Annotated in this window: 19 protein-coding genes and 1 pseudogene; 14 read left to right on the forward strand and 6 right to left on the reverse strand. The window is 48.3% G+C overall.

The annotated features are described in order from the left end of the window. Positions 1 to 930 carry an FAD:protein FMN transferase gene (locus tag HGT70_RS01200; RefSeq protein ID WP_214194678.1) on the forward strand — a complete coding sequence of 310 codons (930 nt, stop codon included), beginning with the start codon at positions 1 to 3 and terminating at the stop codon, positions 928 to 930. A 54-nt stretch (positions 931 to 984) separates the two neighbouring features. Then, positions 985 to 2,430, forward strand: coding sequence for a xylulokinase (xylB, locus tag HGT70_RS01205; RefSeq protein WP_214194679.1), 1,446 nt, complete (start codon positions 985 to 987; stop codon positions 2,428 to 2,430). A 4-nt stretch (positions 2,431 to 2,434) separates the two neighbouring features. On the opposite strand, the gene HGT70_RS01210 is transcribed toward xylB, so the two are convergent. Further along, the gene (locus HGT70_RS01210) at positions 2,435 to 3,322 is read right to left on the reverse strand and encodes a LysR family transcriptional regulator (protein WP_071433824.1); all 888 of its coding nucleotides are present in this window, start codon (positions 3,320 to 3,322) and stop codon (positions 2,435 to 2,437) included. A gap of 199 nt (positions 3,323 to 3,521) precedes the next feature. Between HGT70_RS01210 and HGT70_RS01215 the strand changes: the two genes are divergently transcribed. The 3 genes from HGT70_RS01215 to HGT70_RS01225 are packed head-to-tail and all read left to right on the forward strand — an operon-like array spanning position 3,522 to position 8,202. After that, positions 3,522 to 3,863: a helix-turn-helix domain-containing protein gene (locus HGT70_RS01215; RefSeq protein ID WP_071433827.1), complete on the forward strand. Its 342-nt coding sequence runs from the start codon at positions 3,522 to 3,524 to the stop codon at positions 3,861 to 3,863. Positions 3,864 to 3,910: 47 nt separating this feature from the next. Continuing rightward, positions 3,911 to 5,074: an efflux RND transporter periplasmic adaptor subunit gene (locus HGT70_RS01220; protein ID WP_214194680.1), complete on the forward strand. Its 1,164-nt coding sequence runs from the start codon at positions 3,911 to 3,913 to the stop codon at positions 5,072 to 5,074. Continuing rightward, the gene (locus HGT70_RS01225; protein ID WP_214194681.1) at positions 5,074 to 8,202 is read left to right on the forward strand and encodes an efflux RND transporter permease subunit; all 3,129 of its coding nucleotides are present in this window, start codon (positions 5,074 to 5,076) and stop codon (positions 8,200 to 8,202) included. The genes HGT70_RS01220 and HGT70_RS01225 overlap by 1 nt, the downstream gene beginning before the upstream one ends. Before the next feature lie 36 nt (positions 8,203 to 8,238). Here the strand turns inward: HGT70_RS01225 and HGT70_RS01230 are convergent, their stop codons facing one another. Then, entirely contained in the window at positions 8,239 to 9,423 is a 1,185-nt protein-coding gene (locus HGT70_RS01230) for a Bcr/CflA family multidrug efflux MFS transporter (protein WP_214194682.1), read from the reverse strand. A gap of 137 nt (positions 9,424 to 9,560) precedes the next feature. Then, on the reverse strand, positions 9,561 to 10,118 hold the full coding sequence (gene ssuE, locus HGT70_RS01235; RefSeq protein ID WP_071433834.1) for an NADPH-dependent FMN reductase: 558 nt from the start codon (positions 10,116 to 10,118) through the stop codon (positions 9,561 to 9,563). A gap of 218 nt (positions 10,119 to 10,336) precedes the next feature. On the opposite strand from ssuE, the gene HGT70_RS01240 reads away from it, so the two are divergent. Next, positions 10,337 to 11,359 carry an isopenicillin N synthase family dioxygenase gene (locus HGT70_RS01240; protein WP_214194683.1) on the forward strand — a complete coding sequence of 341 codons (1,023 nt, stop codon included), beginning with the start codon at positions 10,337 to 10,339 and terminating at the stop codon, positions 11,357 to 11,359. Between the two features lie 4 nt (positions 11,360 to 11,363). Here the strand turns inward: HGT70_RS01240 and HGT70_RS01245 are convergent, their stop codons facing one another. The 3 genes from HGT70_RS01245 to HGT70_RS01255 form a co-directional block, all read right to left on the reverse strand. Then, positions 11,364 to 12,260 carry a glucosamine inositolphosphorylceramide transferase family protein gene (locus tag HGT70_RS01245; protein ID WP_214194684.1) on the reverse strand — a complete coding sequence of 299 codons (897 nt, stop codon included), beginning with the start codon at positions 12,258 to 12,260 and terminating at the stop codon, positions 11,364 to 11,366. Between the two features lie 10 nt (positions 12,261 to 12,270). Further along, the gene (locus tag HGT70_RS01250) at positions 12,271 to 13,368 is read right to left on the reverse strand and encodes a glycosyltransferase (protein WP_071433838.1); all 1,098 of its coding nucleotides are present in this window, start codon (positions 13,366 to 13,368) and stop codon (positions 12,271 to 12,273) included. Positions 13,369 to 14,088: 720 nt separating this feature from the next. Beyond that, positions 14,089 to 15,336 (reverse strand): MFS transporter, encoded by a 1,248-nt coding sequence (locus HGT70_RS01255; protein ID WP_241576182.1) that lies wholly within the window; start codon positions 15,334 to 15,336, stop codon positions 14,089 to 14,091. 255 nt (positions 15,337 to 15,591) lie between these two features. Here HGT70_RS01255 and pxpA point away from each other — a divergent pair, with 255 nt between their 5' ends. The 8 genes and pseudogenes from pxpA (at position 15,592) to chbR (ending at position 22,306) form a co-directional block, all read left to right on the forward strand. Then, entirely contained in the window at positions 15,592 to 16,329 is a 738-nt protein-coding gene (gene pxpA / locus HGT70_RS01260) for a 5-oxoprolinase subunit PxpA (RefSeq protein WP_214194686.1), read from the forward strand. A gap of 26 nt (positions 16,330 to 16,355) precedes the next feature. Then, positions 16,356 to 17,079: pseudogene (locus HGT70_RS01265) on the forward strand (DUF969 domain-containing protein). Further along, a complete protein-coding gene (locus tag HGT70_RS01270) occupies positions 17,076 to 18,071 on the forward strand; it encodes a DUF979 domain-containing protein (RefSeq protein ID WP_071433845.1) in 996 nt (331 codons plus the stop codon). Before HGT70_RS01265 ends, HGT70_RS01270 begins: the two are co-directional and overlap by 4 nt. 9 nt (positions 18,072 to 18,080) lie before the next feature. After that, a complete protein-coding gene (pcp, locus tag HGT70_RS01275) occupies positions 18,081 to 18,725 on the forward strand; it encodes a pyroglutamyl-peptidase I (RefSeq protein ID WP_214194687.1) in 645 nt (214 codons plus the stop codon). Between the two features lie 516 nt (positions 18,726 to 19,241). Then, positions 19,242 to 19,562, forward strand: coding sequence for a PTS sugar transporter subunit IIB (locus HGT70_RS01280; RefSeq protein WP_214194688.1), 321 nt, complete (start codon positions 19,242 to 19,244; stop codon positions 19,560 to 19,562). Positions 19,563 to 19,694: 132 nt separating this feature from the next. Beyond that, on the forward strand, positions 19,695 to 21,053 hold the full coding sequence (gene chbC, locus HGT70_RS01285) for a PTS N,N'-diacetylchitobiose transporter subunit IIC (RefSeq protein ID WP_214194689.1): 1,359 nt from the start codon (positions 19,695 to 19,697) through the stop codon (positions 21,051 to 21,053). Between the two features lie 50 nt (positions 21,054 to 21,103). Beyond that, a complete protein-coding gene (gene chbA / locus HGT70_RS01290; RefSeq protein ID WP_071433855.1) occupies positions 21,104 to 21,451 on the forward strand; it encodes a PTS N,N'-diacetylchitobiose transporter subunit IIA in 348 nt (115 codons plus the stop codon). 24 nt (positions 21,452 to 21,475) lie between these two features. Beyond that, positions 21,476 to 22,306 (forward strand): transcriptional regulator ChbR, encoded by an 831-nt coding sequence (chbR, locus tag HGT70_RS01295; protein WP_214194690.1) that lies wholly within the window; start codon positions 21,476 to 21,478, stop codon positions 22,304 to 22,306. Positions 22,307 to 22,356 lie beyond the last annotated feature (50 nt).

Consider the following 22,356-nt stretch of genomic DNA (forward strand, 5'->3'; position numbering starts at 1 on the left):
ATGGCCAATTATCAGGCAGTCATGATGGGTTCGCCGATTCGTCTATCGCTGTCCCGCAGTAATCCACAGCGTGCGCGCGCCGTTTTTCAGCTGATCAAACAGCAAGAAACGTTACTGAGCGCCAATAGGGATGATTCGCGATTGATGGCAGTTAACCGGGCAGCGGGTGACCGTCCTATCGTTGTCCCGGCGGCACTTTTTCAGCTTGTCGCGCTTGCACAGCGAATAAGCCTATTACCGGGGAGTCTATTTAACCTGGCCATAGGCCCTTTGGTAAAGACTTGGCGTATTGGTTTTGCTGGGTGTTCGCCACCGCCCGTAACACAGATCCTCGATTCAATGCTGTTGATCGATCCTCACGATCTCATTCTCGATCCGGATAGTCAGTCGATCTTCTTACGAAAAAAGGGTATGGAGATCGACCTAGGAGCGATTGCGAAAGGCTATATCGCCGATAAGATCTGCCAGTATTTGGCCGAACAACAAGAGCCCTTTGCGCTAATTAATCTGGGCGGGAATATTCATACCTTAGCACAGCCCGAGTACGGCCCTTGGCAAGTTGGCTTACAGAAACCTTTTGCCGCCGCGCAGACGCTGAGCGCGCGCTTGGCGATAAGCGGGCGTTCGGTCGTCACGTCTGGCGTATACGAGCGCTTTTTTCTCCACCAACAGCACCGTTATCATCATATTTTAGATAGCCGAACCGGCTATCCGTTGGATAACGATCTACTCAGCGTCACCGTGATCAGTGACTCCTCGTTAATCGGCGATATCTATAGCACCTTACTGTATGGAATGGGGCTAGAAGGTAGCTTAGCATGGCTTGAGCATCATCCTGAGCTAGAAGCCGTGATGATTACCCGCGATAACAAGGTTATCTGCTCGTCACAACGGCACTTCCAATGTCACGTTATTGATGAAAACCAGTAGTATTCTTAATCAATAATGCTTAGGGTAATTTCACCTACATTATGGAGAATACCCATGTATCTTGGTATCGACTTAGGAACCTCTGGCGTTAAAGTCGTGTTAATGGACGAACAGCTACAGGTCTGTGCAAGCGAGTCGGTTTCGTTAACCTGCGACCATCCACATCCGCTCTGGTCGGAGCAATCTGCGACACAATGGTGGCATGCAACGGAACAAGCCCTCGATCATTTGGCACAAGCGCATTCTCTTCAGGCGGTAAAAGCTATCGGCGTAACTGGGCAAATGCACGGTGCGGTGCTGCTGGACGAGAAAGGTGAACCCCTACGCCCGGCAATACTGTGGAACGATGGGCGCTGTGCGCCGCAGTGCGCGCTACTTAGCGAACGTGTACCGAGTGTAGAAAGCATTACTGGGAACCAAGTAATGACTGGGATGACTGCCCCTAAGCTGCTATGGGTAGCCGAGCATGAGCCTGATCTTTTTCGCCAGATTGTTCATGTGGTTTTACCCAAAGACTATCTACGCTGGAAACTGTGTGGCACCTTCGCAACCGATATGTCGGATGCGTCGGGAACCTTATGGTTAAATGTTGCCACCCGACAATGGGATGAAGCACTACTCAATGCATGTGGGTTAACCGTCGACCAAGTACCGGTATTACTCGAGGGGCCGCAGGTGAGCGGTTCGCTACACGAAGAACATCAGCAGCGCTGGGGCTTTTCCTCGGCATTACCGATTATAGCGGGTGGTGGCGATAACGCGGCGGGTGCGTTGGGCGTTGGCGTGTGGCAGTCTGGGCAAGCGATGCTCTCGCTGGGCACTTCCGGGGTCTATTTTGCGGTGAGCGATGGTTTTTATGCCAATAGTCGTCAAGCCGTGCATAGTTTCTGTCATGCCTTACCGAATACTTGGCACCTAATGTCAGTCATGCTTAGCGCAGCATCTTGTTTAGAGTGGGCGGCGACGATTACCGGACAATCATCAGTGGCAGACTTCTTACAACTGGCGCAACGCGCTAGTGTAACCGCTGATTCGCCTATATTTCTCCCTTATCTGGCTGGAGAGCGCACCCCGCACAACAACCCCTATGCTACGGGAACCTTTACTGGATTGACTCAACAACATGGACCTGCCGAGGTTGCGTTTGCAGTGGTGGAGGGCGTGAGTCTAGGATTGGCCGAGGGGATGGATGCTCTACACCAAAGTGGTGTTGTTCCCACGTCGATTATTCTGATCGGTGGTGGGGCAAGGAGTGAGTTTTGGCGCCAACTCCTGGCTGATGTGACCGGTAAATCGCTCGAGTATCGCCAAGGCGGCGATGTTGGGCCGGCACTGGGCGCTGCGCGTCTTGCCAGAATGGCCTGTAATCCCTCTTTGCCTCTCGCAGAACACTTTCCTGCCTCACCAAGCGTAGCAACCTATCAACCGGATGAGGAGCGTCATCATTTTTATCAACGCCGCCTGCGTTTATTTCAACAGTACTATCAAAAGATTAAGTAGTGGGTTAATCGCGCACGGCTTCGATAAACTTAGCAAAGGCTGCGGTATGCTGCTTGCGGCTAGGATAATAAAGGTGGTAGCCCGTGAAATAGGGGCACCACTCCTCAAGAACAGGTTCTAACCTACCTTGAGCGACTTGCTCAGCCACGCTCTCCTCCGGTACATAAATGATACCCAGCCCCGCGACGGCGGCATCAATACGCGAGGACAGATGGTTAAAGGTCAGCTGGCCCTCAACACGTACCCGAATTTCTTTGCCTTGATAGATAAATTCCCACTGATAGAGTCCTCCCAACGTCGGTAGGCGCATATTGATGCAATTATGTTGCTGCAGGGCGTAAGGGGTATCGGGTTTTCCCCACTTGGCAAAATAACTCGGGGCGGCAACTGCGGTCATCCGCCAATCAGGACCGATTCGGATGGCAATCATATCCTTTTCAATCTGATCGCCGAGTCTGACTCCCGCATCAAACCGCTCGCTGACGATATTCGTTAGACTGTTATCGCTAACAAACTCGATATTCACCTCGGGATACTGTGCGATAAAAGCATAGACCTTAGGTAGTAATGTTGTACGTAGCGCATGCTCTCCGGCGGTAATTCGTAAGTTACCGACGATCTTACCTTGCTCGTCGTTAAGCGATTGCAATACGGACTCTAAATCATCGATCAATGGGGTGATCGTATTGACCAGTTGTTCACCGGCTTCGGTGGTCGAAACACTGCGTGTGGTACGGGTTAAAAGCCGCATATTCAGCCGCTCTTCGAGACTGCGAATAGCATGGCTGAGGGCTGATTGTGAGACGCCTAATCGCGCCGCGGCACGCGTAAAACTTTGCTCGCGCGCGACGACAATTAAGTAGGTTAAATCAGTAAAGTTTTCTCTCAGCATCATACTTCCTTAAAAAAGTGGTAAAGCGACCACGATTGATGAGGGTTTTTCATAAACTTTATCAAGATTTACCGACTAATCAACATCAATAGAGAATGTTACTCTACCTATTCGTTGCTGGTTTTCCTTTAGGGAAGATATTTAATTATTAATCCATTTTTTATCAGTGGGTTAGTATTTTTTATAGCTGAGGAGATCAATGAGTAGGCAACACGCTATTATTCATGAGCTGACTACATGGATAGATGAGAACCTTACTCATCCTATAAAAATAGAGGATGTCGCACGGCGTGCTGGATATTCTCGCTGGCATCTGCAACGGATGTTTTTCGACGTGATGAACGAAAGATTGGGTCACTATATTCGTGAAAAAAAACTGATCTCTGCCGCAGATGAGCTCTGTTCAACATCGTTGAGCGTCATGGAAATCTCATTAAAGTATGGCTACGAGTCACAGCAATCTTTTACACGTTCGTTTTGCCGAAAATACCAAGTCCCTCCTGCGACATACCGTCGTCATTATCTCGAAACATTTAATTAATTATTAATATCACCGTGTGATAACCCCGGCCTCGGAGTCCATTAACTATGCCCAAAAACCAGGCAGCTAAGCCGCTGTTATTTCTCTCTGTGTTAGCGACATTGACGATGACGGGTTGTGATCAGCATCATGACACCGCCGCGACAGAGCAGCCACCCAAAGTCACTTATTTAACGGTTACGCCAAGGACTGTCGCCCTGTCGACTGAGCTGCCTGGGCGCACGTTAGCCTATCGTGTTGCCGATATTCGTCCGCAAGTATCGGGGGTGATTCTTAAGCGTAATTTTACTGAAGGTAGTGATGTACAAGCGGGAGAAAGCTTGTATCAGATCGATCCCGCCCCCTTTAAAGCTGAGGTTGATCGGGCCGCCGCGCAGGTAGATCAATCTATTGCCGATGCACGGATGGCGCAGGTTACTCTCGATCGGTATCGCTCACTACTCGGGCCACAGTATGTGAGTCGTCAAGACTATGATCAGGCCCTGGCGACCGCGGCTCAGGCTCAGGCGACGACCGATTCTGCTCGGGCAGCCCTGAAAAGTGCACAGATCAACCTCGCCCGTACGCGGGTAGTTTCGCCGATAACCGGACGAGTTGGACTATCTAGTGTTACTGAAGGTGCATTGGTGCAGAACGAGCAAAGCGCGGCGCTCGCTACCGTACAGCAGTTGGATCCGCTGTATGTCGATATTACGCAGTCTGCGGACGATTTCTTACACCTTCAGCAGCAACTCGCCTCCGGTCAGTTACAGCAAGTTGGCGGTAAAGTGCCGATCCACGTGGTGTTTAGCGATGGTACCCTCTATCGTCATACAGGCAGTGTTGCCTTTTCGGATGTCACCGTTGATCCCACAACTGGGGCCATCACGCTAAGAGCTATTGTGCCGAATCCTGAACATCAACTCCTTCCAGGGATGTTTGTACGGGCGAAATTAGATCAGGGTAATGATGTCAATGCCTTGCTCGTTCCGCAGCAAGCTATCGTACGTAGTGCACGTGGCGATGCCACCGTTGTGACTATCGACCAGCAAAATAAAGCGGATATTCGTAATGTTGACGTAAGCCAAGCGCCGAATAATCAATTAATTGTGAAACACGGCTTGGCGGCGGGTGACCATGTGGTGATTTCTGGCGGACAACGCGTTAGTCCGGGTATGACCGTCATCCCCGTTGAAAGCACTACAGCGACCCAGCAGGAGACCCATGACTAATGTCTAAATTTTTTATCAATCGACCGATTTTCGCTTGGGTATTAGCGATTATTGTCATGCTGGTTGGGATCATTGCGATTCAAAAAATGCCCATCGAGCAATACCCTGACGTGGCGCCAACCTCTGTACAGGTACGTGCTACGTACCCTGGGGCGGATGCAACCACCTTACAGAATAGTGTGACTCAGGTTATAGAACAGAATATGAGTGGTCTGGATGGATTGATGTACATGTCCTCAACCAGCGACTCGTCAGGCACGCTACAGCTTATTCTCTCTTTTCAGAACGGTACCGATCCCGATATTGCGCAGGTGCAGGTACAGAACAAACTGCAGCTTGCGACACCGCTATTACCGCAAGAGGTTCAACAACAAGGGATTACGGTCCGTAAATCGTCGAATGTCTTCTTCTTAGTACCCGGTTTTTACGATCAGACCGGAAAAATGAGCATGGAAGATATTGCCGATTACGTTGCGTCTAATTTACAAGACCCAATTAGCCGTATCAGCGGGGTGGGAGATACGACGTTATTCGGTTCGCAGTACGCGATGCGTATTTGGCTTGATCCCAATAAATTGGATGCCTACCAGCTGACGCCGGTCGATGTTAACCGCATGATTGAGGCGCAAAACGCACAAGTTGCCGCCGGGCAACTAGGCGGAGCGCCTGCGGTGAAAGGGCAGCAGTTAAATGCTTCAATCATTGCGCAGACACGTCTCTCATCGCCGGAGCAATTTGGGAATATTTTACTGAAGGTGAATAGCGATGGCTCGCAGGTGCGTTTACACGATGTAGCGAAAATCGCGCGTGGGAGTGAAAACTATAACTTTGTCGTGAAGATTAACGGAAAACCCGCTTCGGCGTTGGGAATACAGCTCGCTAGCGGTGCCAATGCGTTAGATACCGCACAGGCGATCCGCGCAAAAATAACTAGTATGCAGTCACACTTTCCTCGGGGACTAAAGGTAGTGTATCCCTACGATACAACACCTTTTATCAGTATCTCCATCCATGAAGTCGTGAAGACGCTTTTCGAAGCGGTGATTCTGGTGTTCTTGGTGATGTATCTCTTCTTACAGAGTTTCCGCGCCACCCTGATCCCGACCATCGCCGTACCAGTAGTACTACTCGGGACCTTCGGAATTCTCAGTGCGTTCGGGTATTCGATTAATACCCTAACCATGTTCGGGATGGTTCTCGCCATCGGCCTACTCGTCGATGATGCGATAGTCGTCGTCGAAAACGTCGAACGTATCATGGCGGAGGAGGGGCTATCGCCAAAAGCCGCGACGCGAAAATCGATGGGGCAGATTCAAGGTGCTCTAGTCGGTATTGCCTTGGTGCTCTCCGCAGTGTTTGTTCCGATGGCCTTTTTTGGCGGAAGTACGGGTGTTATCTATCGACAATTTTCGATTACCATTGTCTCGGCGATGGGGCTGTCCGTGCTCGTTGCACTGATCTTAACGCCAGCGCTTTGTGTCACTTTACTTAAACCCCATCAGGGCGACCAGCATGCCGGTTCGCGAGGGATCTTCGGCTGGTTCAACCGTAAATTTGATCAAAGTACGGACCACTATACGCAAGTCGTAAGCCATATGGTGCAGCGCGGCGGACGTTATCTCATTATTTATGCGGCCCTCGTGGGGGGATGTGCCTACTTGTTCATGCATCTTCCCTCCTCGTTTTTACCTTCTGAGGATCAGGGAGTCTTGGCGACGCAGGCGATTCTCCCTGCCGGCGCGACCCAAGAACGGACACAGCAGGTATTGGATAAGATCAACGATTTTTACCTCAATAATGAAAAGGATAATGTCGAGAATATCCTCACCGTTAATGGTTTTGGTTTTGCGGGGCGAGGACAAAATGTGGGGATTGCTTTCGTCGGCCTCAAAGATTGGTCTACGCGTGAGGGTGCCGAGCGCAGTGTGGATAGCATTGTTGCACGCGCCAATACAGCCTTCAGCCAGATTATTGATGGAAATGTCGTTGCCTTTAACCTTCCGCCGATTATCGCTTTAGGGAATGCCACCGGATTTGATTTTGAGTTAATCGATCAGGATGCAGTGGGTCATGAACAACTCATGGCGGCAAGGAATAAGCTACTACAACTTGCCCAACAACATCCGGATCTCCTAAGCTCGGTACGTGCTAACGGGATGGATGATAGCCCGCAGTATAAAGTGAACGTCGATCAAGAAAAAGCCACGGCTCTCGGTGTAGATCTGAGTGATATCAACACTACGCTAAGCAGCGCATGGGGTGGAACCTACGTAAACGACTTTATGGATCATGGCCGGGTTAAGAAGGTTTATGTGATGAGTGACGCTCCCTATCGCATGATGCCTAACGACCTTACCCATTGGTTCGTTCGGGCGGCAAATGGTAAAATGGTCCCCTTTTCCGCTTTTGCCACAGCAAACTGGCAGTATGGTTCACCGCGGCTGGAGCGCTATAACGGTCTATCATCCATTGAGATCCTCGGCCAACCTGCCCCGGGGAGGAGCTCTGGTGAGGCGATGGCACTGATGGAATCCCTGACGAAACAGCTTCCCGCAGGCGTGGGTTCCGACTGGACCGGGATGTCATACCAAGAGCGATTAGCCGGCGATCAGGCCCCAGCGCTTTATGCAATTTCGCTGTTAGTGGTTTTCCTCTGTCTGGCGGCACTCTATGAAAGCTGGTCTATCCCTTTCTCCGTGATTATGGTTGTTCCATTAGGTGTTTTGGGCGCCTTAATCGCGACGGCGCTGCGCGGACTGAACAACGATGTATATTTTGTCGTCGGCTTACTGACGACTATCGGCCTCTCTGCCAAGAACGCCATCTTGATTGTTGAGTTTGCGAAGGATGAGATTGAGCTCGCGGGCAAGGGACTGATCGAAGCTACGCTCTCGGCCGTACGGATGCGCTTGAGGCCGATATTGATGACCTCGATGGCCTTTATTTTGGGGGTGCTCCCGTTAGCATTAGGATCGGGCGCCGGATCAGGTGCACAAAATGCCGTAGGAACGGGAGTCATTGGGGGAATGGTAGCGGCGACGCTGCTTGCGATCTACTTTGTCCCGATTTTCTTTGTCGTTATCCGCCGACGCTTTCCAGGTAAACCGAAAGATGAGGACGATGAGTAACGGCTAGCTGGGCCAATTGTGGCCCAGTCTACTCGGTTAATCTTTGGCTAAAAAGCTCATGACGAAACTGGTCAGTGTAAAACTGGCCATCATGAGCGCCATGGTAAGCGGGGTACCGCTATTAAAAATCGCTAATAAGGCGGAGGAGAGAATACCGCTGCCATATTGTAGTGAGCCAATTAGCGCTGAGGCAGCTCCCGTCATGCGAGGAACGCTATCTAAGGCAGCCGCCGTAGTGACCGACGCAATCACCCCATTCATCGCGAAGAAAATAAATACTAACCCCATCATTAGGCCAATTCCTCCTAGCGAAAAATAGGTCGTGACCGCTAATAGCACCATGGCACTGGCTGACAGTGTTACGGAAAATTTTAAGAGTTTCTCTAAGGCAAAGCGGTGGACTAGTCGGCGATTAAGAATACTCATCCCCATCACGCCCACAATATTGACCGCAAAGTAGTAGCCGAAGTGCTGCGCTGATACATGGAAATAATTAATATAAACAAAGGGCGATGCGGTGATAAAAGTATAAGCCGAGACATAATAAAACGTTAGGGCGAGCGTAAAACGCATAAATTGTCTTTGTTTTAGTAAGTCATAATAATTACGAAAGACTTGGCAGAGTGATGCGTGAATGCGTTGCTCAGGGGCTAGGGTTTCAGGTAGCCAGCGCAGTGCTACCCACATCGCAATACCGATAATAGCCAATAGCCAAAATATCGCATGCCAGCTCGTGAAAAGGATTAGCTGCCCGCCGATGATCGGCCCTGCGATCGGCGCAATAGCCATTACGACGATTAGGGTTGACAGCATCTGTGCAGCGCGTGTACGGCTAAACAGGTCACGGATCATCGCCCTCGCCAGCATCGGTCCGGTACACGCCCCTATCGCTTGAAATACCCGCCAGAATACGATTTCAGCAATGGTCTGCGAGAGCGCGCAGCCTATCGATCCAACGATGAATAGGGTCATGCCGATCAATAGCGGCAGGCGGCGCCCATAACGATCGCTAATCGGTCCCCACACCAATTGGGCTAAACAAAAACCGATTAAAAATCCGGTAATCGTAAGCTCGGTATTACCGTGCAAACTTGCACTCATCATCGGCATTGCGGGCAAATAGATATCTACCGATAACGAGGTAAAGGCCATTAATGCACTGAGGATAAGAATAAAAGCCAGACCCTGTGTTGAGACAGGGCGATGGAGGGTTTTGCTCATGGGTCGCCGTTTTATGATAAAGAGTGGGCCACTACTTTACCGTATAGGGAAATAATAATACTCATTAATCATCGCTAGGCCTTATGAATCGTGCGCATCAATAGCGTCAGGGCATCCGTTCCCGTGCAGGAATAACGTTAGGCAACCGCTTGTTGTTGTGCTGGACGACGTTGTAACGCTTGATGGAACGATTCGAGGTTATCGTGAAGACGTCTCTTAACATCGTCATCGAGGCGTGCAGGATGGTTAGCATCAGGATAGTGGATCTGCTGATCGCTGGCATAGACCCCGCTGATAATCTCTTCGGCTTTTAAGGCGGCGACTAGCGGCTTTAGGCTGAAGTCGAGCGCTAACAAATGGTTTGCGCTACCGGCCGTCATTAAGGGCAGGACAACTTTATGCTCGAAGGCGCGCTCGGGTAGCAAGTCGATAATCGCTTTAAGGATCCCGGTATAAGCCGCTTTATAAACGGGAGAGGCGATGATAATACCGTCTGCTTGGGCGATATCCTCGCGAAATTGTGCGATAGACGGATGCGAGAATTGCGCATGAAGTAAGACTTCAGCCGGGATATCGGTCGCGCGCCACGTCAATGTTTGTGCGCCACGATGTGCCAGCCACTCTGCCGAATGATCTAACAATATTTGTGTGCGTGAGCGTTGGGCTGGGCTACCCCCTATTAATAAAATTTGCATGCTTAAGCCTTCTTTATGTGAGATAGATCACCAGTGTGGCGATCTTTACGGCGGATGTGAAGAAAAAAAATTAGCAAAAGTTATGCATTAAAAACGTTTTAGATGTCAGTTTTCTTCGTGATAACTCATTCAAAACCGTTCTAATGAGAGTGAGAACTCAGCTAGTGGAGAGTCAGCAGCAATGGCATGATAGAACGATTAATGAGAGAGGAGGGATCATGAATCGGCAGACTTTACCCATTATTGATTTATCAAGTTTAGTAACTGAAAACTCTTCCCATCGCCAAGAAACGCTGCTGTCGCTGGGCAGGGCGGCTCGCGATATCGGTTTCTTTTATCTTCGTAACCACGGGCTCTCTCGACAGCTGTTAAGCGACGTGCAGCGAGTCTCTCGCCAATTTTTTTCGCTACCGCTGTCTGAGAAAGAAGCGGTATCGATGATCAACTCCCCTCACTTTCGTGGCTATAACCGGTCGGGCGTCGAGGTGACTCGAGGACAGCATGACTACCGCGAGCAATTTGATATCGGTGCCGAGCGACCAGCGATTACGAATTCTCGATCCCCTGCGTGGAGCAGAATGCAAGGGCCGAACCAATGGCCACAGGCGTTACCTGAACTGCGCCAGCAACTTACCGTTTGGCAGCAGCACATGACCTTGGTGGCATTACAGCTACTGAGAGCATTAGCTGAGTCGCTCTCTCTACCCGCTGAGAGCTTCGATGAACTCTACGGCGATTACCCGAACGAGCACGTCAAATTAATCCGTTATCCTGGCCGGAACCTTTCGCAATCCCGGCAGGGCGTAGGGGCCCATAAGGATTCTGGTTTTTTAACGTTACTGCTACAAGACGAGCAATCAGGTTTACAAGTCGAGGTGGAGGACGGCGAGTGGTGGGATATTCCACCGATTGAGGATACGTTCGTGGTGAATATCGGTGAGTTACTGGAACTCGCCACCAACGGTTATTTACGCGCGACCGTGCACCGAGTCGTTTCGCCGCCACAGGATAAAGAGCGCTTATCGATAGCCTTTTTCCTTGGCGCACAACTCGACGCGGTTGTGCCTTTGTATCCCCTTCCTCCAACTCTTGCTCAGTTAGCGAGAGGCCCAGCCAGCGATCCAGACAATCCCATGCGACGCGAGGTAGGATGGAATTATCTAAAAGGGCGGCTACGCTCTCATCCCGAGGTCGCCGCACGCTTCTATCGTGACTATTTAGTTAATAGGGGCGAGGAATAACGCATTATTTTTTATGCCACAGTCGACTCAATTCAATCAATATGCGGCGCGGCGACCCGCGTAGCTCTCTTTTGGTATCCACCAAAGTCACTGAGCCAGCCTGGGAGAGGGTATGCAGCCCTTGGAGATACGGAGCATTGTGGTGGGGGGCAGTGAGTCGGTGAGAGCAAGAGAGGTCTGGCTGAGAGATACCTTCTTCAGGGAAACTCAGTAGTTGCAAGGCCCCGCCGTAGGTTTCATGGCAGTCTTGTGTCGGTAAAAATATTTTGCCGTTTGCTAAAAATGGGGTCCCCCCCATCCGCGAGCCATGAATATCTTCTCGCAGAGTTTGGATTGGCTGTTGATCCCACGGGCCAAATAAATGGTCTGCGCTCGCTAACTTTAAGGTATTGGTTCTAGCGGCTTTCGGTGTCGGGGGCGTATAAAACATCCACCAGCGGCCAGCATGAAACAAGGGTGAAGCATCGATAGCCGCCTCAGGAAATTGAAATTCGGGAACGGCTTGCCATCGCCATGGAAATTCAATCGCACGATATAGCGTAAGCCGCCCCGACTTATAGGCTTCGGGCAGCATCCAAATCTCGCCGTCGGCTTCGAAAACGACCGGATAGGAGAGATGCCACTCTTCGCGTAACACAGGGCGATGCTCGAGAATATTCAGTTCGGCGTCTAAGACATAAGCCACGATATAGCCACGACGTGTGCGATAGTCGTAGGCTTCAACGAAGAGATACAGTAACCCTCCCTGCCACAGACCAAAGGGGTCGGCAATAAAGCACAGCGAATCGTCTGCTTCTACCCATGTGATGGGGAATGTCTCAAGTGTCCCCGCCTTGAGGACATCTTGAATAGGCGCACGGATGATCCCTACGCGCCAAATTTCGGTATTAAGTATGTCCATGTTGCCGGTTCTATTCTACAGAGTAGCGTTGAGTTGGGGTAAAAGGTAACTGTGCAAGGATCCGCTCAGCGGCATTGACAAATTGCTGATGGCTAAATTTTTGTAGCACATAGTCCCGAGCCTGAATACCATAATCTTCCAACCGTTCAGGATGAGCGAAAACTTGTCTTAATGCTGAGTCGAGAGCCGTCTCAAGTGTACCCTCTAAAACAAAACCTGTTTTTCCTTCTTGTACGGCGTCACGCATTTCTCCCACGGGCGTAGCCATGACGGGCAGCCCAACATTCATCGCTTCGTGTAACGCCAAGCACATTCCTTCATATCGCGAGGGCTGCACATAGAGATGTAAACTGGAGAGGAATGTATTCACCTCGGCAGAAAAACCGGGTAAAGAGACAATATCCTGAAGGTTCTTCTCAATAATTTTATCTTCGAGTGCTTGCCGTTCCGGCCCATCGCCCAAAATCGTTAATTGTACGCGCGTACGGAGATCGGGATTTTTATCGATAAACGTCGCTAACGCATCAATGAGCGCGGCATACTGCTTAACTTCGTGTAAGCGGCCAACACTACCGATATGTAGACGAGATTTCCCATCCCAAGGCACCGCTTGAGGGGCGTGAGCATCGCTTTGGAAAAGTGGCCAAGGAAACACCTTTTCGGCAGGGATTTGCATATTCTCGCGTAGATATTCGACAACGGTTTGTGAATCGCCCACCCACAGCGTGGACCAGTGACGCAAACGATAGGTATAGCGACGAACACTCGCACTATGCTTAAAGCTAATTACAGGAATAGCCAGTAGTTTTGCAGCGCATTGTCCGACCAGATTACCGAAGCTTAACGAGGTCCAGATAATATCAGGGCGATCGCGACGAGTGAGCGCTAAATAAGTGGCGAGAATGATTGGTAACTTCCGACGACGTGAGGCAAGGAGCGTATAGGAAAGCCCAGCCGCCTCCAAGCGTGGAACTGCACCGAGATCCCGCGGCTCACAGGCAATAATAGAAACCTCATGACCTAGATTTTGTAGAGTGGTCACAATATCAGGGATTGCGAATTCCGCCCCGCCTGTTTCAAGACTTGTAACGAGATAATGAATTTTCATCAACTTACCCCTAAGAGTAGACGCCTAAGCGACAAATAGAGATGATCCTTGTCATACCATAAGAGCATTTCTTTTTCGCCGCGATTCTTATGCTATTTTGCCTGCCACAAGTTAAACAAATCTTATACACGATCGGATAACAGAGTGTTTAAACACGACGCCCTAATGTGGCGATCGATACCCGATGAGTAATAAATGCAACTGATTGTTTTTATTGTAAAAAATTATTTTCGTGGATCTTATCCGTGTTGGCGGAGTAATTTTAATTTCATTTATTATAATGTAAAGGTTTTATTAAGAGGGAAGTTAAAGGTTAGGGGGCTAATCATAATAATTAAGATTAAAAAGTTAAATAAATACAATGGCTTCTTATATAGTCTGTCTGCCTGATACCATTTATTTAGTTTCTTAACTTTATTTTTATCCAAATTATCAAAGTATTACTTCCGATAGCGAGTAAAGAATAAAAACCATAACTACGTCACAAAAATGAGATATGGGCGAATCTGCGAAAAAGGGCGGTGCTAGCGTTAGGGCGCAATGATATTAATTTTATTTATTAATTTATTCGCCTCCCACTGCGTTGACCCGGTTACGCGTCATGGTTTTAGCGCGAGAGTAAATATCGAGTTATCACCGCCAGATGAATAAGGGTAACCCTTGATAATTTTTGGTGATAGTTTGTCAGCCCCTACTTCGACGGTAAGTAGGGGCGATACATTATAAAGCTTTACGCGGGAAGAGTTTCGGCGATACCGCCGGTGGGCTAACGGTAGTTTTTACTTTATAGATACAGGCCACCGAAGCCAGTAGTGCTATCGCCATAAAACTGTATGAAGCATTTGGATTTCCAGTTAGCCCATTTAAAAACCCAACAAAATAGGCGCCGAGAAAAGCCCCTAATGCGCCAAAGCTATTGATTAAACCGATAGCGATTCCAGATACATTACGTGGCAGTAATTCGGGGATAAGAGCAAAAAAGGGTCCATAAGGCGCGTACATACAAGCCGCCGCGAGAGTAAGTAAGCCGTAAGACCACCAGAAATGACTGTCTCCAATAAAAAATGAACCGGTAAAAGCGAGCCCAGCAACGGCGAGTAATGGCCATATAAAAAGCTTACGATTCTGTAGCTTATCCGATAACCACGACACCACCAGCATTAAACAGATGGCAGCAAAATAAGGCGGTGCGGATAACCAGCCAACAGAGACAATATCCATGGAAGAGGCCGATTTTAGGATAGACGGTAGCCACATCATAAATCCGTAAACGCCGACACTCCATAGCGCATGAGCGGCCGATAGTAGGACGACAGAAGAGGATCGTAATGCCTGACCGTAATCACGGACCGGCGTGATCGCTTCTTGTTCTTTATCCATCGCCTGTTGTAGATCGTTTTTCTCTTCCTCAGACAACCAATTCACGTCAGCCGGTTTATCTCTAACAAAAATCCACCATACGACCGCCCAGATAATGGCGGGGATCCCTTCGATGATAAACATTTCTCGCCACCCGAAGGCATGAATCAAATAGCCGGACACGACAGACATCCAGAGTACGGTAACCGGATTGCCTAAGACTAAAAAAGTATTGGCTCGTGAACGTTCTGCTTTGGTAAACCAAGTACTGATATAGATCAGCATAGAGGGCATGACCGCCGCCTCGACGACACCCAAAATAAATCGGATCACCATAAGCGTTGGGATATTACTGACTAACCCGGTAGCGGTGGCACAGAGCCCCCATAGAACTAAGCAGACAAAAATTAGCTTACGCACGCTACGCTTCATGGCATAGATCGAACCTGGCACTTGGAAGAAAAAGTAGGCCAAGAAGAACAATGCGCCAATTAGCGAAGAGGTACTTTTAGAAATACCTAAATCTTGCTCGATACCCGATGCGGCGGCGAAGCCATAGTTAGCGCGGTCTAGATAAGCCAGACTGTAAGTGATAAAAATGATCGGCATTAAGTACCACCACCGCCGAGGACTACGTTTTTTTATGGTATGTGTCATGTTGACCTCAAATGCCCTGATTGCAGAAGAATGAGCCATAACCTAGCAGGCGCTCAGTTGCCAAAACCTCGGGGCGATCACTGTTTTATGTGTTAAAAAAGGGTGTTACCAGATATGTGAGGCCCTCTGGATATTCTTGGCATTCATAGAGTGAATAGCCATAGACATTAAGGCGCAATCGACACCAAATATCAGAGTGGGAGAACTATGCGACAGATCGATCTCAATGCAGATTTGGGGGAAGGCAGTCCTCACGATGCTGAACTTTTAACCCTTGTTACCTCTGCGAACATTGCCTGTGGTTTTCATGCAGGGGACGCTATTACGATGTTAACCAGCGTTCGTGAAGCGATACGAAATGGGGTGGCAGTCGGCGCTCATCCAAGCTTTCCCGATCGTGATAATTTTGGTCGCACGGCAATGAGTCTGCCTCCCACCACCGTGTATGTACAAACGCTCTACCAAATTGGCGCGTTAGCTGCCATCACACAGTCGCAGGGGGCGGCGCTACGCCATGTTAAACCGCACGGCATGTTGTACAACCAAGCCGCACGTGACCCGCTGTTAGCGGACGCTATTGCGCAAGCTGTATTCGATACTGATCCCTCACTGATCTTAGTGGGATTAGCCGGTAGCGACTTGATCAGTGCCGCTGAGCACTACGGCCTAGCGACTCGCCAAGAAGTCTTTGCTGATCGCGGCTATCAAGCTGATGGCTCGCTCGTACCGCGAACCCAATCTGGCGCGATGATCGAGGACGAAGACCATGCTTTGGCACAAAGTTTGCTGATGATCGAGGCTGGTGAGGTACAGGCGGTGACGGGCGAGCGAGTTGCCGTTCGCGCGCAAACGCTATGTTTACATGGAGACGGCCCGCATGCGCTAGCGTTTGCGCGCCGCCTACGCCAAGCCTTCGATGAAAAAAATATTAACGTCATCGCTTAATCCTATGCGACGAAGAGAGGTTTACGGTGGTAGAGAGTATGAGTTTATGGCCATTACTAGGCATTGGCGTGATTGTGATCGGATTTATTCTACGGTTTAACCCGGTATTAGTCGTGGTAGGTGCCGGGATTGTCACGGGGATAGCGGCACAAATGCCATTGCTGACCATCTTTGAAAAGATGGGGGCAGGGTTTCTCAATACACGAAATCTTCCTTTTATCTTATTGCTACCGCTAGCCGTGATTGGGCTTTTAGAGCGCCATGGGCTGAAAGAGCGGGCGCAGATGTGGATTACAAAAATAGAACGGGCGACGACTGGGCGTCTACTCATCATCTACCTGCTTATTTTGTGAATTGACCGCCGCATTAGGATTGACCAGTTTAGGAGGACATCCCCAGATGGTGCGGCCGTTGTTAGCACCAATGGCAGAGGGGAGTGCTGAGAAAATCTACGGACCGCTCCCCCCGGCAGTACGTTACCGTATTCAAGCGATGGCGGCGGCGACAGATAACGTGGGGCTGTTTTTTGGTGAGGATATTTTTGTCGCTTTCGGTGCCGTATTATTTATGCATAACTTCATGGTGGAATCTGCGGGGGTACAGACTGAGCCGCTACACATTGCGCTGTGGGGGATCCCAACAGCCTGTTTTGCCTTTGTGATCCATAGCTTTCGCCTTTCGCGGCTCGATCATCACCTGCGCCGCGAAATTACTAAAGCGGCGAAAGGGTATCGCGAGGGTGCATCATGATCGTGCAACAAAATACGCTTTATGACCTAGCAGGGATGGTATTACTGGGCGTTGCGGTAATGTCGTGGCGGGATAAGCAAAACCCTCGTCGTTTAACGACCGGGCTATTCTGGGGCGTCTATGGCCTGTTATTTTTCGTTGGCGATTGGACTTACCCGCTGGTCGGGGGTAAGCGCTGGGTAGATATTAGCGTCGGGATCGCTGTGGTAGGGATGGCGTTATTGGCGGGGTTCGGTGGCGTCAGGATCGGGAGTTACTCGCCGCGAACGGTACAACAGCGCGAAGCGAGTGCGAAACGCTTGGGCAGTCGCCTTTTTATCCCGGCTTTAGCTATCCCGTTAGTGACGGTAGTCGGGGTCGTGACCTTTACCGTGATGCCGTCGATGCAGAGCCATCTGTTTGGCCCGGGTAATCATGGTACGCTCATTACGCTTTTCTCCATGACGGTGGGAACGATTATTGCTCTAATTTTGGCATGGAAAATCACTGGCGATAGGGTGACTCAGCCGCTGCAAGAGGCACGGCGTTTACTCGATTCGGTGGGTTGTGCATTTATCCTACCGCAGATCCTCGCCATGCTTGGCTTACTCTTTACGGCAGCAGGAGTCGGAAACAGCCTGTCTTGGCTGACCGAGCACTATCTGGCGGTGGATAATCGGCTAATTGCGGTGATGGTCTATGTACTCGGCATGGCATTGCTCACCATGATCATGGGGAACGCGTTTGCCGCGTTTCCAATCGTCACTGCCGGCGTTGGGATACCCATTTTAGTCTTACAGCAAGGGGGAAATCCGGCAGTAATGGCAGCAATCGGCATGTTTTCTGGCTACTGTGGCACCTTGATGACGCCAATGGCCGCCAATTTTAATATCGTTCCTGCCGCCTTATTGGGGTTGCCTGACAAGAATGCGGTCATCAAAGCGCAGATCCCCACTGGCCTATCGTTACTCGTCGTAAACATAGCGCTGCTTTATTTTTTGATGTTTTTGTAAGGAGTGTCAGTGAAAACAGTCTTACTTACCGGTTTCGACCCTTTCGGCGGAGAGGAGATTAACCCGTCTTGGGAGGTAGTATCGCGACTCGAGGGATTTTCCAGTGAGGGCTATCGCGTTATCTGCTTACAACTCCCTTGCGTATTTGGCACATCGATCGACGTATTATTGGCTGCCATTGAGACTCATAGCCCCTCTGTCGTTATCGCGGTGGGGCAAGCCGGAGGCCGAACCGATCTCTCCATCGAGCGTGTGGCGATTAATATCAATGATGCACGGATCCCCGACAATCAAGGCCAGCAGCCCATCGATCAACCTATTGCTGTGGATGGGCCTGCCGCATTGTTCAGTACACTGCCGATCAAGTCGATAGTGACGGCGTTGCACCAGCACGGTATCCCTTCCTCCGTCTCTCAAACCGCGGGAACCTACGTTTGTAATCATGTTATGTATGGATTACTGCATGCTTTACGCGATAAGCCGTGGATTAGGGGGGGATTCATTCATATTCCTTATCTTCCCCAACAAGCCTGTGCTCACCCAGGTAGCGCGAGTATGGCGGCGGATACCGTTAAGCTAGGGCTAGAGATCGCTATTCGTACGGCCTTACGCGTTGAGGTTGATGAGCGAGTCACTGGTGGGGCAACGCATTAGATATTCTTTATCTCTCAATTCTATTTAACGAAGACGACACTACTTTCCTTCTCAGGCGTTCGGCAGCGCTTGAGGAGGATTTTTATATTTGAGAATAGAATAATTTCAATAATGTATTATTGAGCGTTCTATTTAATATAGTAAACTAAGGCTTTTAAATAATAGCCTAGGTATACAATGTGAATAGCTGAGTTGTAGAGCCTTTCCAAGGCTAATATATTATAACCTACGTCACAGATTTTGATTATGGTGAAGAACCCGAAAATCAACCGCTTTTCAGAGTTAACTTCTAATAATTGCTTTGCTTTTGATTTAAATTTCCACCCTATCGACATTATGCGATATTTTATTTCATAAAAAACCAATAGAGGTAAATTACCTATGTCAATGGTAGACGATTTCATTGATGCTCGATTATTTTGATTTAGGCTAATCTCATATAATGTCTCGACACGGTTTTTTTAACGACGTTCTGCTAATTAAAATAATTAAATCTTTTAAAATGAGACGACAATCATGGAAAGAAAATTCATCTATCTATTCTGCTCTGCGGGTATGTCTACATCACTTCTGGTCACCAAAATGCGTGAGCAAGCTAATAAGTATAATGTTCCCGTTGTTATAGAAGCCTTCCCAGAAACGCTCTTAGGAGAAAAAGGTGAGCAAGCTGATATTATCTTATTAGGGCCTCAAATCTCCTATATGTTACCTGAATTTAAAGCAACATTCCCCGCAAAGCCTATCGAGGTTATCGATTCAATTCTCTATGGTAAAGTTGATGGATTAGCGGTATTGAAATTCGCAATAGGATTAATAAAAAGTAGTCATAGTGAATGATACAATATGGTTTAATTATCCTTCTAATAGATATCAAAATAGTTAGTATAACTTTTTAATTAATATCGATTTACTATGGTCTTCATTGTCTATAAGTATATCGGGTTTTTATAGCATTTACAGGTGTTGGTTATGAGTAAGGTTATTAATTGTCTTGAAAGTATTTTACTCCCTTTTGCCATAAAAATAGGGCGGCAGCCTCATATTAATGCGATTAAGAATGGTTTTATTAAATTAATGCCTCTTACCTTGGCTGGGGCAATGTTTGTATTAATTAATAATGTCCTTCTCAGCTTTGGAGAGGGGGCGTTTTTCTATTCACTGGGAATACGTTTAGAGCCGACAACCATTGAGACATTAAACAGTTTCAAGGCGGTTGGTGGTAATGTCTACAATGGCACGCTAGGGATAATGTCATTAATGGCTCCATTCTTTATCGGGTCAGCATTAGCCGATGAACGTAAAGTGGATGCAATGGCCGCAGGGCTATTGGCTGTGGCGGCTTTCATGACTGTGACGCCGTACAACGTTGGTGACGCCTACGCCGTTAGCGCTAACTGGTTAGGGGGAGCGAATGTTATTTCTGGAATGGTTATAGGGATTGTCGTCGCTGAAGTATTCACGTTTATCGTTCGTCGCAACTGGGTTATACGGTTACCCGAAAGCGTCCCTACCTCTGTTTCCCGCTCTTTTTCTGCCGTTATTCCAGGATTTATTATTTTATCAATAATGGGAATAATTTCTTTTGGATTCACCCACTGGGGAACTAATTTCCATCAAATTATTATGGACATGATTTCTACCCCGCTAGCGTCTTTAGGGGCAGTAGTCGGTTGGGCTTATGTATTATTAGTCCCGCTTTTATGGTTTTTTGGGGTTCATGGTGCACTCGCGCTATCGGCCCTTGATAGTGCAATAATGACGCCTTGGGCATTAGAAAATGTTGCCACTTATCAGCAATACGGCTCTGTCGATGCGGCACTTGAAGCAGGTAAAACCTTCCATCTGTGGGCCAAGCCAATGCTGGACTCCTATATTTTCCTAGGGGGGTCCGGGGCAACACTTGGGTTAATTCTCGCTATTTTTATTGCATCGCGTCGTGCTGACCATCGTCAGATGGCTAAATTAGCATTACCTTCCGGGCTATTTCAGATAAATGAGCCAATTCTCTTCGGCTTACCCATTATTATGAACCCGATTATGTTTATTCCTTTTATTCTGATTTCACCTCTACTGGCTGGTATTACTGTGACAGCTTATTATTTAGGTATTATCCCCCCGATGACCAATATTGCACCGTGGACAATGCCGACAGGCTTGAGCGCCTTTTTCAATACCAATGGTAGTGTGGCCGCCTTTCTGTTAGCCATCGTTAACCTAGCGGTTGCAACGCTTACCTATCTACCGTTTGTGATTATCTCTAATAAAGCACAAGCCACCCTTGAACAAGAGGAGACCGAAGAAGATATCGCAAACTCTTTAAAATTCTAATAACGATAGGGCATCGATTATCGTTTATTCCTAAGTAGCGAGGGCAGACTATGTTTGATTTAAATGCAATAGAACCTGACAACACAGCCGTGGATGAGCTTGAAGAGATCGTTATGGGCTTAATCATCAATGCCGGCCACGCGCGGAGTCTTGCTTATGCAGCATTGAAAGAGGCGAAAAAGGGGGCATTTGTTGCGGCAAAAGAGATGATGGAGAACTCTCGGCAAGCGTTAAGCGAAGCTCATCGTGTACAAACTCAGCTCATCGAAAGTGATGCAGGGGAAGGTAAAGTGAAAGTGAGCCTGGTCTTAGTACATGCTCAAGATCATTTGATGAACGCAATGTTAGCCCGTGAACTCATCACTGAGATGATCGAATTACATGAAAAAATGAATTAATCCTCCCAAGCGAGGTAGTTGAAAATGGTCACGACAGAAATCCCTATTGCTCGAGAGGCCCAGCTGTTTAATGGTAGTAACTTTCATGTCTTCATTTACACTAAAACTGAAAGTCTGAGCGGACTGCACCAACACGATTATTATGAGTTCACACTCGTTTTGACGGGACGTTATTATCAAGAGATTGATAGACAACGCGTCCTTTTAGAGCGTGGGGATTTTGTTTTTATCCCAGTGGGATCGCAACATCAAAGTTTCTATATTGCCGGCGCTACGCGTATTCTTAACGTGGGGATTAGTAAACGTTTTTTTGAAAAGAATTTCTCCCCTTTTATACCCATAGATTTTTCTGCGACGCAAGCCTACGCCATTGAAAATAGTTTTCTTGCTTATATCGAGTCAGTCATTACCTCTCGCCATTTTCGTGAAAATGAGTTTGATGAATTTATTGAGTTGGTCTGCTTTTATGTAACGAATCGATTAAGACATTACCGAGATGATGCTATCAAAGATAGTGTTCCATTTTGGTTAAAAATTACGGTCGAAGCAATGCACGATAAGTTGGCATTCGGTGATGCGGCACTTGAGCGCATGGTACAAATTTCAGGAAAGAGTCAGGAGTATTTGACTCGGGCCACTCAACGTTATTACGGTAAAACACCAATGCAGATTATTAATAACATCCGTATTAATTTTGCTAAAAAGCAGCTCGAAATTACTAATGCTTCAGTGACAGATATTGCCTACGAATCAGGGTATAGCAGCCCAAGCTTATTTATTAAAAAATTTAAGAGTATTACTTCGTTTACGCCAAATAATTATCGTAAAAAAATAAATGGTTGTAATAATTTTTGAGGTAATAGACTTCTCGAAATAATGATTTTCATCACAGGATAGTCGCCAAT

It is taken from the genome of Rosenbergiella collisarenosi, assembly GCF_018494085.1.
GTDB lineage: Bacteria > Pseudomonadota > Gammaproteobacteria > Enterobacterales > Enterobacteriaceae > Rosenbergiella > Rosenbergiella collisarenosi.